A 13,213-nucleotide genomic window follows, 5' to 3' on the forward strand; every position below is an offset into this window, starting at 1 on the left:
TTCCCCATCTCTTTTTAAAGGCTTAGGCAGTTTTATTTACTATAACATGCCTATTAGTTATAAAAACCACCCCAACTAAACTTTTATTGCATAAGGATATTAACTTATGTTGTGCAATAGAAAATGCTTTGTATGGGACAACAAACGTCACTCACAAAAAAAGGGCCGACAGAATCGGCCCCTTTTTATGCTAAACGCTTTTAACTAATTCTCAGCATCTAATCGCTGTTGTAGTAAAAATTCGTTGGCTTGCTGGCGCAAGCGAATAAGCTCTGCATTAACTTGTTTACGAAATGCATCGCTTGAGTCAATGGCTTCTTGGTGCTTAGCTAACTGGCTGGTAATTGCTGTTAGCTCAGTCGTATTTGACTCCACAGGTGTGGATTCAATTTTGTCTAACTGGGTTTTAAGGCTCGCCAATTCTTGCGCGACTTGCTCAAGACTAAGGGTTTGCGCTTCCACCTTGCCTGTTAGAGCTGTTATACCCTGCTCATTTCTTCCAACTGTTTGAGATTGACTTTCGACTGTGGATTTTAATTCAGTCATTTCAGCTTTAACCCCATTAAACTCTTCTTCTACCTTAGCAACTGCCGGTAGGAGTTTGTTGTACCCCTCCTCAACATCATTAAAGACATCGGCTTGAATGGCAATACGCTTAGATTGCGTTGAGAGACTGTCACGAGTCGCCGCTAATTTACTGTCTAGAGCTTTAATGGCAGCAAGGTTATCTGCAATCGCACCACGATTACGGTCATAAGCTACGGCCCATAATTTACGAATTTCGCTATCATGGGTTTTAAGTGTTTCTTCTAGTGTTTCACCTTGCTTATTTGCCGAAACGTCAGCCGCTAACAATTGATGATCTAGATTTTGAATTTCGCTTTTCGCGCCATACAATTCATTGCGCAATTGGGTGTTTTGTTGCCATAGCCAAAATGCGGCGCCACCAGAGGCGCCAAGTATCAAGAACAATAAAAAATAAACGCCAGCCAAACTTGTTTTTTGAGGTTTTGCTGTTGCCTGTACAGGTTTTGCAGGAGCGGGATTTAATCGACGCTTAGGTGCAGGAGTCGTTGCACCAGCAGGTCTTCTGTCACTAACTTCATCTTGATCCAAGACTAGACTTGGGATCTCAACATCATCATCTCTATGCATGGAACTTTACATCATCACTTTGGTTAAATTAAGGTGAACTTGGTCACACAGCTTACTTAAAGAATATTATCTTAATAAGTTCAATGCTATCATATAAGCACCAATAACTGCTTGATAACAAGCATTTTTCGTTAAATATAAGCAAGGAGAAAAGAAATGTCTTTTGAATTACCAGCTCTTCCTTATGCTAAAGACGCACTAGAGCCACACATGTCTGTAGAGACATTGGAATTTCACCATGGCAAGCATCACAACACTTACGTTGTTAAGCTAAATGGTCTAGTTCCTGGTACTGAATTCGAAAACAAATCATTGGAAGAAATCATTGCTAGTGCTCCTGCTGGTCCTGTTTTCAACAATGCAGCACAAATTTGGAACCACACTTTCTTCTGGAACAGCCTAAGCCCAAATGGTGGCGGTGAACCTACTGGCGCATTGGCAGATGCGATCAACGCAACTTGGGGTTCTTTCGCAGCATTCCAAGAAGCTTTTAATGATAAAGCGGTAAACAACTTTGGTTCTAGCTGGACTTGGTTGGTTAAAAACGCTGACGGTTCTTTGGAAATTGTTAACACTAGCAACGCTGGTACTCCAGCTACTAACGGTCAAACGGCTTTGATCACTGTAGATCTTTGGGAACACGCTTACTACATTGATTACCGCAATGTTCGCCCTGATTACCTTAAAGGTTTTTGGGCACTAGCTAACTGGGAATTTGCCGCAGCAAACTTCGCAGCTTAAGCTAAAAAAGACCAGTCAAAAAGAACGCAGCCAGTTGGCTGCGTTTTTTTGTGGTTATTGATGACAAAACCCTATTCAGCTTGTGCCGCTAACTTACTCTGAATGAACTCTGAGTGAGACAAAAATAACAGCTCGCTTATACGACGAATGCGATGATCTTCATAGGCATCTAAATCCCCATCTGCCAAAGCCACCAGCCACAGCCCTTTCAGTAAGTTGATTTTTTCATCTAATGAAGCTTGGGCGTTGATGACCTTGGTAAACTGATACAAATCATTAGCATCCTCCACCCCTTGTTTGGCTTGCTCAAACAAAACATCAATATCTTCACCCAAATCAGTCACTTCATTTAGCAACAACTTAACCTGCTTTTCTTCTTCTACCGTGATTTTATGATCTGCCAACATCACTTCCATTAAAAGAGCGGCAACCGCACGGTGATAACTTATGGTTTCTCGCTGCTCGGCAGGTGGGGTAAAAAGGTTTTTCAGTGCTTGTAACATAGATTCTCCAGAGTCTGCCTAAAGTTTTAATCGAATAGCGCTAACTAATGCATTGGGAAATTGCCGATAATCTAAATAGGGACACCATATTGTGCGATCTTGATTAACATAGGCAAGCTGTTTATCCCCTAGTGTTTGGGCGTTTTCAGATATGGGCATAGCCTGACGAAAACCATTACCCACAATAAACAAAGTACATTTATCTCCTTCAATTTGCTTAAGCTGTTGTAACGAGAACACCAAGGCACATTGATCAAACAAGTGCTCATCACGATAACAACGCCAATCTTGCTCATCTGTCGAAATCAGTTTCGCCATGATGGTCACTATTTTGCGCCAGTGATTGCCATTGTCTTCAATCAGTTGGGCAACATTAGGCGTTTCAACCCAACCATGATCGGGTGCGTCTCTTAGTAAAGGAGGGTTAGGCAGTAAAAATACATATTTTAAACCTGTCTTAGGCCCTAACCAGATTTCATTTGGCAAAATGGCTTCTCAAATTAGCTTTCTGATTTAATGGTTCGAATTAACCTACGTGATGAAGGATTATTCATTCTAATGATTTTATTAACACGTAACATTTAAGATCAAGACAAAAGAATATAATTCCCTAATTTAGCAGAAGAATACATCCAGCCTTACACACAACTGACAATTAACGATAGCTTGGTAACTATATGGCTTTTACTGATAGAATGATTATCACTGCATCTAATATGAACGGAGGTCCTAGTGTCACCATTTTTGTCTCAATTAAACATTTACCCAATTAAATCCATTCAGGGTATTTCCCTCCCTTCAGCTAAAGTGACGCTCAGTGGCCTAGTTGATGATAGGCACTATATGTTAGTTGACACTGAAGGTGTTGCTGTTACAGCCCGCGAGTTTCCACAGCTTTCTCTTGTGCGAGCGGAACAATTGGCAGAACAACAATGGCAACTCAGCCACCCTAGTATGCCAGATGACCTTGTGATCGACGGCCAAACTTTTTCTGACCTTACCCTTGAGTGTCAAATCTGGGACCACCAAGTAACAGGCCACCACTGCGGTAACGATATAGATCGATGGTTTAACCAAGTCCTTCAAGCCCAAGTTAAACTTGTCTATTTTGGCCCAAGCTCTGAGCGCTTTACTAATAGAAAACCCGATACTCCGGTAGAATTTGCCGATGGCTATCCTTTCTTATTGACCACGAGTGCCTCTTTAGCAGAAGTTAATAGCTTTGCAGCAGAAGAAATCAATATGGCTCAGTTTAGACCTAACATTGTGGTGGATAGCGATGAGGCCTTTGCTGAAGACACTTGGAAGCGGATTAAAATTGGTGAAGTTATTTTTGAAAATGTGAAGCCTTGCGAGCGCTGTATCTTCACGACACTAAACCCACAAACTGCAGAGCGCAGTCGAAAAGGCGAGCCCCTCAAAACCTTGGCCAAATTTCGACTCTCACCACACAAGACTATAGATTTCGGCATTAATTTGGTGGCTGAAAACAGTGGCAAAATAAATGTGGGTGACAAGGTTGAGGTGCTTGAATATCAAGAAGCACCAAGCTATTTGGATAGACGCAAAAAATAATGAGCAGAAACAAGAAAGGAAGCCAAATAGGCTTCCTTTTTTATGGCACAATTTTTTTTGTATTTATCTCGAAGCTTTTATATTTCGTAACGTTTATATCCCAAAGTAATAGAATTAAGCTTCTTGTTTAGCAAGGTACTCATCATAGGTGCCGTGGAAATCAACAATACCTTGGGCAGTCACTTCCACGATACGTGTTGCCAATGAAGAGACAAACTCACGGTCATGGCTGACAAAAAGCAAAGTGCCAGGGTAATGCTCTAACGCCAAGTTCAATGACTCGATAGATTCCATGTCCATGTGGTTAGTCGGCTCATCCATTACTAAAACGTTTGGCTGTTGTAACATCAACTTACCGAACAGCATGCGCCCTTGCTCACCACCAGATAGAACCTTCACGGATTTTTTGATGTCGTTCTGGGAGAACAACAAACGACCTAGGGTACCGCGAATAACCTGCTCATCATCCCCTTCTTGCCCCCATTGCCCCATCCACTCGATAAGATCCACATCTTTTTCAAACTCATGGGCGTGGTCTTGTGCGTAATAACCGATATTGGCATTTTCTGACCATTTCACTTCACCTTTAGTCAGTTCAGTGTCACCCACTAAACATTTAAGCAGTGTGGTTTTACCAATACCATTGGGGCCGATTACCGCAATGCGCTCCCCCACCTCAACCATCATATTCAGGCCACTGAACAACTCTTCATCATAGGTTTTAGCCAAGTTCTCTATTTGCACCGCCTGACGATGAAGCTTCTTCTCTTGTTCGAAACGAATAAAAGGGTTCTGACGGCTAGAAGGTTTCACTTCTTCTAACTGTATTTTATCAATCTGTTTCGCACGCGAAGTGGCTTGCTTAGATTTGGAAGCATTGGCAGAGAAGCGGCTCACAAAAGACTTAAGCTCATTAATTTGTGCTTTCTTCTTAGCATTATCTGCTAATAGTCTTTCTCGAGATTGGGTGGCAGCTGTCATGTATTCATCATAGTTACCAGAGAACAGACGAAGCTCACCGTAATCCAAATCCGCCATATTGGTACAAACCGAGTTAAGGAAGTGACGGTCATGGGAAATGATAATCATGGTGCAGTTACGCTCGACCAAAATCCCTTCCAACCAACGGATAGTGTTAATGTCCAAGTTGTTGGTCGGCTCATCAAGTAGCAAAATATCAGGATCCGAGAACAATGCTTGGGCCAACAATACACGTAATTTTAGGCCAGGGGCCACTTCACTCATTAGGCCATAATGCTGTTCTGTTGGAATGCCAACTCCTAGTAACAGCTCTCCGGCACGGGCATCTGCAGTGTAACCATCCATTTCGGCAAATTCTGCTTCTAGATCACCGGCACGAAGACCATCTTCTTCACTCATTTCTGGGTTGGCGTAGATAGCGTCTTTTTCAGACTTAATCGCCCACAACTCAGTGTGCCCCATAATAACCGTGTCGATAACAGAAAACTCTTCGTAGGCAAACTGATCCTGCTTAAGCTTACCTAAGCGTTCATTAGGGTCTTTTGATACGTTACCAGCACTAGGTTCTAGGTCGCCCCCAAGGATTTTCATGAAGGTGGATTTACCACAACCATTGGCACCGATTAAACCGTAACGCTTGCCTTCAGCAAACTTAACAGAAACATTTTCAAACAAAGGTTTGGCACCAAATTGCATGGTGATATTGGCAGTAATTAACAAAGCATTCTTCCGTTTAGCATATTGAGTGGTTAGCTTGATCTACAAGCCATATATATTGGCACTATTATCGCATAGTTTTCACACAGCACTAACCTAGATGGGAGATAAACTTTCGAAATACACAAGTTTTCAAAAGCATACAGAGAAACCCTATAAGAAAACAAAATTTTGTAAAAATAGTCTGATATTTTGTAAGCTGAGTCCTACAATAGACTTAATATAAATAAATATTATGCCAGCAGACATCTTAACAATGGCTTCTACCTCCTGCGGTTTAAGGAGTACTTATGAATTTGATTGAACATGCGCAGCTCGATTCCAGCTTAACCATTGAGCAGTTAAAAAAGGGTTCGGTGTTTGGCGCCCTAAGCGATGATGCCATCACGTATCTGCTAGAAAATGGCGCCCTATATGCAGCCTCTAAGCATGATGTGATTTTTCGACACGGGGAAAAAGGCGATAATTTTTTTATCATCCTCAAAGGCAAGGTTAACTACTTTAAACAGCATAATAACCAAACGGCTTTGACCCGAGAAATTGGCTTTGGCGAGGCTATGGGGTTTGTCTCCATGATCGCTTTACACGACAGAGTGGGAAAAGGGGTTGCCATTGAAGACGGGGTATTATTGGAGGTTAGCAGTCAATTATTTAGTGATTTCCACGACCACCACCCTTTTGACTTTGGGATTTTATTGCTTAACCTTTCAAGAGAAATGGCAAGAACTATTCGCTCGCTAGGGAATACGATTGTGAAAAAGGAAAACACTAAGGTTTGATAATGCGTTGAAATGCTGGGCAATCAGGTGATCGCCCAGCCAGCCATTACTTCTCTGCAGCAACCACAGAAATTTCGACTAAAAGCTCAGCTCGTGCCATACGGGCTTCAACACAAGCACGGGCAGGTGCCGCACCCGCTGGAATCCATGCGTCCCAGATTTCATTCATTGCAGAGAAATCTTTCATATCACGAATGTAGATAGTCGCGGAAAGGATATGAGATTTATCTGAACCTGCTTGCTCAAGTAACGCTTCAACTTTATCAAGCATAGTTTGTGTTTGCTCTTGAACACCTGCAGAGGCATCAGCTGCCACTTGGCCACACAGATAAATTGTACCGTTATGCTTAACAATACGGCTCATACGTTGACCAACTTCCATACGCTCAATCGTCATTTTCTCATCACCCTTTTTGATCTATTAAAAAAACAATTCTAACAAGCCATTATTAGAATTTAGCACTGTATTGCAAGCGAACATCGGCATTTAATTCTTTCTACCATTAAAACTCCAGACCTTTCTGTGCCTTAATGCCTATTTTAAAAGCATGTTTCACTTCTTTAACTTCACTAACCGTATCCGCCAATGCAATCAAGGCATCGCTGGCCCCTCTACCTGTCACAACCAAATGCTGATTTTCTGGGCGAGCCATTAATGCCGCTAGCACTTCATCTTCATCAAGATACTCATAATGGAGCAAATACGTGAGTTCATCTAGAACAACTAAATCTACACTAGCATCTTGCAACATTCTTAGTGCCATTTGCCACGCCTGTTTAGAAGATTCACTATCCGCCTCACGGTTCTGCGTTTCCCACGTAAAGCCAGAAGGCATGATTTGCCACTCTACCCCCTGCTGTTTTCGGAAAAAGTCTATCTCGCCTGTGTTCCAATCACCTTTTAAAAACTGCACAACACCAACCTTTAGGTTATGCCCTAATGCTCGTGCAACCATACCTAAAGCGGAACTGGATTTGCCTTTACCATTACCCGTTAAAAGCACAAAAGTACCCTTATCTTCTTGGGCGTTAGCAATACGTTTATCAACGTGCTTTTTAATGGCTTGCATGCGCTTTTGGTGCAGTTCTGGATCTTTAATGGTTTTCGCCACGATTAATACCTTACATGTATGTGCATAAAAAAGGCGTCTATAAAGACGCCTTTTCGTATTTTCTAGATTCGGTCGTCTTCTGGGTCATAACCTAAGTTAGGTGCAAGCCAACGCTCTGCATCGTCTTTAGACATACCCTTACGTTCAGCATAACTATCGACTTGATCTGGTCCAATTTTACCGACACCAAAATAGCGAGCATCAGGATGAGCAAAGTACCAGCCACTAACCGCAGCGGTTGGCAACATTGCAAAGCTTTCCGTAATTTCCATATCAATATTATCTTTGACATCCAACAGCGACCAAAGCTTAGCTTTTTCTGTATGATCTGGACAAGCAGGATAACCCGGTGCTGGGCGCATACCCTGATATTTTTCCTTAATTAACTCAGCATTGGATAGGGACTCATCCGCCGCATACCCCCAGATCTCTTTACGTACTTTTTCATGCAGATATTCAGCTGTGGCTTCGGCAAGGCGATCGGCTACCGCTTTAATCATAATAGAGTTGTAATCATCATGATCGGCTTCGTACTTCTCGACCAATGGATCAATGCCAAAACCTGCAGCACAGGCAAAGGCCCCCATGTAATCTGGGATGTTAGCCGTTTTAGGGGCCACAAAATCTGCCAAACACTGGTTGTATTTTCCAGGTGCCGTCAGTTCGTTTTGAATACGCAAGAAAGACAAGGTCTCAATGACTTCTTCACGAGTTTCATCCTTGTACAGCTCAATATCGTCGTCATTCACCTGATTAGCAGGGAATAAGCCCACCACAGCACGAGCTTGCAAACTTGCTTGACTAATAACCTGATCAAGCATGACGAGTGCATCTTCATAAACACGAGTAGCCTCTTCACCTACCACTTCATCAGTAAGTATGCGAGGGTAGGCACCGGCCAGTTCCCATGTTTGGAAGAAAGGCGTCCAATCAATGTAGTTCTTTACTTCCTCAAGGGAAATATCCTTCTCTGTTAGTACGGTAACCCCTAATTGCTTAGGTACACTGATACCTTGAGTAAAGTCTACTGGCGTTTTGTTCGCTCTAGCTTTATCTAATGAAACACGACGACCTGCTTTTGCTCTGTCTTTGTAACGAATTCGAGTTTTTTCGTAATCGGATTTGATGTCATCTACAAAGGCCTGACGACGATCCGCATCCTTGGATAATAACGCACTGGCCACACCAACACTTCGTGAAGCATTGGTAACATGAACAACTTGGTTGCGCTTGTAGTTTTGTTCAATTTTAACCGCCGTATGAGCTTTGGAAGTTGTCGCCCCACCAATAAGTACAGGCAGGTCGAAGCCTTGACGCTCCATTTCCTTCGCCACATGAACCATCTCGTCCAACGAAGGGGTAATCAGCCCAGACAGACCAATCATGTCAGCCCCTTCTTCTTTCGCTGTGCGAAGAATTTTTTCAGCTGGCACCATGACACCAAGATCAATGACTTCAAAGTTATTACACTGCAATACAACACCCACGATATTCTTACCGATATCGTGCACATCCCCTTTCACGGTCGCCATGACAATTTTGCCATTACTGGAAGACGCTGTATCAAGGTTGCGGGCTTTTTCTTCCTCAATAAAGGGCATCAGGTAGGCAACCGCTTTTTTCATAACACGAGCTGATTTTACAACTTGAGGAAGGAACATTTTACCGGAACCAAAAAGGTCACCAACAATGCCCATACCATCCATTAACGGCCCTTCAATGACTTGCAGTGGGCGATCATGTGCTAAACGCGCTTCTTCAGTATCTTCGTCAATAAACTCAGTAATGCCTTTCACCAAAGCGTGACTTAAACGCTCATTAACAGGTAAGCCTCGCCATTCTTGTGTCTCTTTTTCAACAACGGCGCCTGTTCCTGCAAACTCACCAGCAATCGCCAACAAGTTATCCGTAGCATCCGGAGTGCGATTTAATACTGCATCTTCTACCGCATCACGTAACTTAACAGGAATGTCTTCATAAAGTGCTAACTGACCGGCATTCACTATGCCCATGGTCATGCCTTGCTTTATGGCATGGTATAAGAACACCGCGTGAATCGCTTCACGAACAGGGTTATTCCCCCTAAAGGAAAAAGAAACGTTAGATACACCACCAGAAACCTTTGCATAAGGCAGTTCACGAGTAATATCACCTGTGGCCTCAATAAAGTCTAAGGCATAACGGTTATGCTCTTCGATGCCCGTAGCAATGGCAAAAATATTCGGGTCAAAGATAATATCTTCCGGTGGGAAGCCAACCACATCTACAAGTAAGTGATAAGAACGTCGACAAATCTCGATCTTGCGTTCACGCGTATCGGCCTGACCTACTTCATCGAAGGCCATGACAATTACTGCGGCACCGTATTTCATAAGTTTACGGGCTTGCTCAATAAACTTGTCTTCACCCTCTTTCATGCTGATGGAGTTGACAACACCTTTGCCTTGCACCCATTTAAGACCCGCTTCTAAAATTTCCCATTTAGACGAATCCAACATGATAGGCACACGAGAGATATCCGGCTCAGAAGCGATCAGTTTCAAGAAGCGCTCCATGGCAGCCTGAGAGTCCAGCATGCCCTCATCCATGTTGATGTCTATTATTTGTGCGCCGTTTTCCACTTGCTGACGAGCGACATCCAGCGCTGTATCAAAATCACCTTCTTTGATCAGACGCTTAAACATGGCAGAACCGGTTACGTTAGTACGCTCACCAACGTTAACAAACAGGCTATTACCATCAATGTTAAATGGCTCTAAGCCTGATAAACGACAGGCTTTTTCGACTACAGGGATCGTACGTGGCGCAGCTTCGGCGAAGGCTTCAGCAAAAGTTTGAATATGACTTGGAGAAGTACCACAACAGCCACCAACGATATTTAAGAAACCTGCATCAACCCACTCTTGAATTTCTTCGAGCATTTCTTCTGGGCTTTCATCGTATTCACCAAAGGCATTTGGTAAACCAGCATTTGGGTGAGCAGATACATGGGTGTCAGCAATTCGAGACAGTTCTTCTACATATTGTCTTAAATCTTTAGGCCCTAAAGCACAGTTAAGACCAACAGAAAGTGGCTTGGCGTGGGAAATAGAGTTCCAGAAGGCTTCGGTTGTTTGACCGGAAAGCGTTCGACCCGACGCATCGGTAATTGTACCGGAAATCATGATAGGGTAACGGACACCGGTTTTTTCGTAATAATCCAGCACCGCGTAGATAGCCGCTTTGGCATTGAGGGTATCAAAAATGGTTTCGATCAAGACGAGGTCTACGCCCCCCTTAATCAAGCCGTCCACGGCAATGGTGTAAGCTGCAACCAGTTCATCGAAGTGAACATTGCGATAGCCTGGGTCATTTACATCTGGAGAAATACTACAAGTACGACTGGTGGGTCCAACAGCGCCCGCAACAAATCTTGGTTTGCTAGGGTTTTGAGCCGTGAACTCATCCGCCGCTTCTCGTGCAAGACGTGCGGACTCAAAATTAAGCTCATAACTCAATGCTTCCATATGATAATCCAGCATGGAAATGTCATTGGCGTTGAAGGTATTAGTTTCTATGATATCAGCCCCAGCAGCGAGATAGCTGCTGTAGATATCTTTAATGATTTTTGGTTGAGTTAAGGACAGTAGGTCATTATTACCCTTCAAATCACTTTGCCAATCCGCAAAGCGTTCACCACGATAATCGGCCTCTTCGAGCTTGTAGTCCTGAATCATGGTGCCCATAGCACCATCTAGGATCAGAACATTTTCAGCTAAGCGTTTTTCTATAATCGAATACGAATCGGACTTTACCACTGTCACTACCTCAAAAAATAATATGCAGCGTAACTATACCTAAAAGCGCATAAAAAAGTGTTGAAAATTAGTAATGTGAAAGTGAATGATCTAATGAAAAAGGCCAAAAATAGCGCGATGCTATTTTTGGCCTTATGAAGACTTGTTAAACAGATTAATTTTTACGTTTATTGATGCGGCCAACTAAGAAGCCACCCAGCAACCCAGCCAATATGGCTGCTGCCCAATAGCCGTATTTATCTAATAAGTTATCGTTGGTCAGAGCCAAACTGCGACTTTCGTTCAAAACCTGACGACTGACCTTTTGATTTTGGTAACTCATTTGCTGGTTAACCAATAAATGTAGGTTGGCATCGGGCTTTTCATTCAACCCAGATAAACGCCAACGCCACTGTAGCTTACCGTCTTGCACGACAGAATCGACACTGGCAGAGCTGATCAAGTTAATGGCACTGTCGGTAAAGAGTTGAGCCGTATAGGTTTGGCCTGACACGCCGCCCTCCACTTGGGTAGCGACCACCACTTCAAAGGTATTGTGCAACACCATTTCATTGGGCAATTGCCATTGTAGGGGCGTTAATTTAGCTTTTAACTGGGCATCAAAAGCATCCATGGCCGCAACCAAAGAGATGCTTTCGTTTTGTTGAGTCTGTAACGCTTGTTCGACCATCTTCAAGTGTTCAGCAAGTTCTGACAGTTCTGTTTGGCTGGTGACAAGGCGCTGATTCGCTTCGATAAGCTCCTCTTGCAATGCCAGCTGAGCTTGAGACAACTGATCACGTTGCTCCCCAAGTGCTTGCAGTCTCTCACTGGCTGCCTGTTCATTTTCACTTAGTTCTGTATTGACCAGTTGCAGTTCGTTTTCATACGCAATGATGGAGCGTTCTAAATCTTTCGTATGACGAGTCAACGCATCCAATTGTTGGCTAAGAGTCGATTCACGCAACTGACTTTGCTCTAGCTGAAGCGATAACTCACTTTCTGTTTGAGTTGACGCCTGTACAGGCGATTCGTTCACTGATGGCGGCTGGGGTGCTTGCACTTGAGACGTATCATTCTTAGCTGTAATCAAGCCTGAATTGTTATTTGCTTTCAGAGTTTTAATTTCGTCCCACAATAGCTGGTGCTGGGCTCGTGCATCCGATAACGCACCGCCTAACGTTAAATTCTCGGCTTGTAGTTCTGTTAACCTTTCTTGGTTATGCTGATTTTCAGCCTGCAAATTTGCATACTTTCTTTCAAGTAGAGAGTTTTCAGTCAATAAGGTCTGATATTTCTGCCCTAGTGCATAATGGGCGGAATCTAAGGTTTGAAAGTTCTTATTTAACGCAAGAAACTCTGTGTTTGTATCTATTGCGGTAAGGCTTTGATCGGCTTGTTGGTTTGTTGGGGGAACAGCCGCTACTATACTTTGTGTCTTCTCTTGCTCTAATGCGGCAATACGATCAACGAGGGATACGTTCTCAACTTTTAACTGAGCATACTCAGCCTCTAACTCAAGCCTACGCCCCTTCTCCTGCTCTAGCTCTGCTAAGGTTTCAGCATTTATGTTGGCTTTTTCCAGGGCTGCGATACGCTGATCTTTTTCATCTAAAGCTTTGTGCAGTTCAGTGAGTTGTGCCGTGTTGTCATTAAGTTGTTGCTGTAACTGGGAAATTTCTTGATTCTTGCTCTGAAGCGCAGAATTTAAGTCAGAAAGTGTTTCAGATTGGATCTGACTTGATTCCAAGCTCGCGGTTGAACCCACACCAGCTTGCTGTTGGGAGGAATTTGTAGAACAGGCTGTCGCCAATAGACCTAAAGCAAAAGGAATTAACGCTGCCGTACACTTGTTCATTATTCACTCCCAAATA

General features: G+C 43.3%; 11 protein-coding genes. 3 read left to right on the plus strand and 8 right to left on the minus strand.

Annotation, left to right across the window (positions count from 1 at the left end):
• Window positions 1–204: 204 nt before the first annotated feature.
• A complete protein-coding gene (locus ACUM5Y_RS12415; RefSeq protein ID WP_445977189.1) occupies window positions 205–1,155 on the minus strand; it encodes a hypothetical protein in 951 nt (316 codons plus the stop codon).
• Between the two features lie 156 nt (window positions 1,156–1,311).
• Between ACUM5Y_RS12415 and ACUM5Y_RS12420 the strand changes: the two genes are divergently transcribed.
• Window positions 1,312–1,896: a superoxide dismutase gene (locus tag ACUM5Y_RS12420; RefSeq protein ID WP_445977190.1), complete on the plus strand. Its 585-nt coding sequence runs from the start codon at window positions 1,312–1,314 to the stop codon at window positions 1,894–1,896.
• Between the two features lie 71 nt (window positions 1,897–1,967).
• Here ACUM5Y_RS12420 and ACUM5Y_RS12425 read toward each other — a convergent pair whose 3' ends face one another.
• Window positions 1,968–2,399 (minus strand): tellurite resistance TerB family protein, encoded by a 432-nt coding sequence (locus tag ACUM5Y_RS12425; protein WP_445977191.1) that lies wholly within the window; start codon window positions 2,397–2,399, stop codon window positions 1,968–1,970.
• Window positions 2,400–2,417: 18 nt separating this feature from the next.
• Window positions 2,418–2,885 carry a DUF6942 family protein gene (locus ACUM5Y_RS12430; protein ID WP_445977192.1) on the minus strand — a complete coding sequence of 156 codons (468 nt, stop codon included), beginning with the start codon at window positions 2,883–2,885 and terminating at the stop codon, window positions 2,418–2,420.
• 246 nt (window positions 2,886–3,131) lie between these two features.
• On the opposite strand from ACUM5Y_RS12430, the gene ACUM5Y_RS12435 reads away from it, so the two are divergent.
• Complete coding sequence (locus ACUM5Y_RS12435) at window positions 3,132–3,974, plus strand: MOSC domain-containing protein (RefSeq protein ID WP_445977193.1); 843 nt, start codon at window positions 3,132–3,134, stop codon at window positions 3,972–3,974.
• Window positions 3,975–4,088: 114 nt separating this feature from the next.
• Here the strand turns inward: ACUM5Y_RS12435 and ACUM5Y_RS12440 are convergent, their stop codons facing one another.
• Complete coding sequence (locus ACUM5Y_RS12440) at window positions 4,089–5,675, minus strand: ABC-F family ATPase (protein ID WP_445977194.1); 1,587 nt, start codon at window positions 5,673–5,675, stop codon at window positions 4,089–4,091.
• A gap of 287 nt (window positions 5,676–5,962) precedes the next feature.
• On the opposite strand from ACUM5Y_RS12440, the gene ACUM5Y_RS12445 reads away from it, so the two are divergent.
• On the plus strand, window positions 5,963–6,451 hold the full coding sequence (locus ACUM5Y_RS12445) for a Crp/Fnr family transcriptional regulator (RefSeq protein WP_445977195.1): 489 nt from the start codon (window positions 5,963–5,965) through the stop codon (window positions 6,449–6,451).
• 46 nt (window positions 6,452–6,497) lie between these two features.
• Here the strand turns inward: ACUM5Y_RS12445 and ACUM5Y_RS12450 are convergent, their stop codons facing one another.
• From ACUM5Y_RS12450 to ACUM5Y_RS12465, 4 genes are all read right to left on the minus strand, one after another.
• Window positions 6,498–6,848, minus strand: a complete 351-nt coding sequence (locus ACUM5Y_RS12450; protein ID WP_445977196.1) for a RidA family protein — start codon at window positions 6,846–6,848, stop codon at window positions 6,498–6,500.
• Between the two features lie 106 nt (window positions 6,849–6,954).
• The gene (gene cobO, locus ACUM5Y_RS12455) at window positions 6,955–7,563 is read right to left on the minus strand and encodes a cob(I)yrinic acid a,c-diamide adenosyltransferase (RefSeq protein WP_445977197.1); all 609 of its coding nucleotides are present in this window, start codon (window positions 7,561–7,563) and stop codon (window positions 6,955–6,957) included.
• Between the two features lie 62 nt (window positions 7,564–7,625).
• Window positions 7,626–11,360, minus strand: coding sequence for a methionine synthase (metH, locus tag ACUM5Y_RS12460; RefSeq protein ID WP_445977198.1), 3,735 nt, complete (start codon window positions 11,358–11,360; stop codon window positions 7,626–7,628).
• A gap of 154 nt (window positions 11,361–11,514) precedes the next feature.
• Window positions 11,515–13,197, minus strand: coding sequence for a coiled-coil domain-containing protein (locus tag ACUM5Y_RS12465; protein ID WP_445977199.1), 1,683 nt, complete (start codon window positions 13,195–13,197; stop codon window positions 11,515–11,517).
• Window positions 13,198–13,213: the final 16 nt, after the last annotated feature.

This window comes from Marinomonas dokdonensis (genome assembly GCF_052747885.1).

Excerpts from the sequence above, each read along its gene's own strand:
- ACUM5Y_RS12415 (WP_445977189.1), bottom strand. The coding sequence starts at position 1,155 with ATGCATAGAGATGATGATGTTGAGATCCCAAGTCTAGTCTTGGATCAA.
- ACUM5Y_RS12425 (WP_445977191.1), bottom strand. The coding sequence starts at position 2,399 with ATGTTACAAGCACTGAAAAACCTTTTTACCCCACCTGCCGAGCAGCGA.
- ACUM5Y_RS12465 (WP_445977199.1), bottom strand. The coding sequence starts at position 13,197 with ATGAACAAGTGTACGGCAGCGTTAATTCCTTTTGCTTTAGGTCTATTG.
- ACUM5Y_RS12450 (WP_445977196.1), bottom strand. The coding sequence starts at position 6,848 with ATGACGATTGAGCGTATGGAAGTTGGTCAACGTATGAGCCGTATTGTT.
- ACUM5Y_RS12445 (WP_445977195.1), top strand. The coding sequence starts at position 5,963 with ATGAATTTGATTGAACATGCGCAGCTCGATTCCAGCTTAACCATTGAG.
- ACUM5Y_RS12420 (WP_445977190.1), top strand. The coding sequence starts at position 1,312 with ATGTCTTTTGAATTACCAGCTCTTCCTTATGCTAAAGACGCACTAGAG.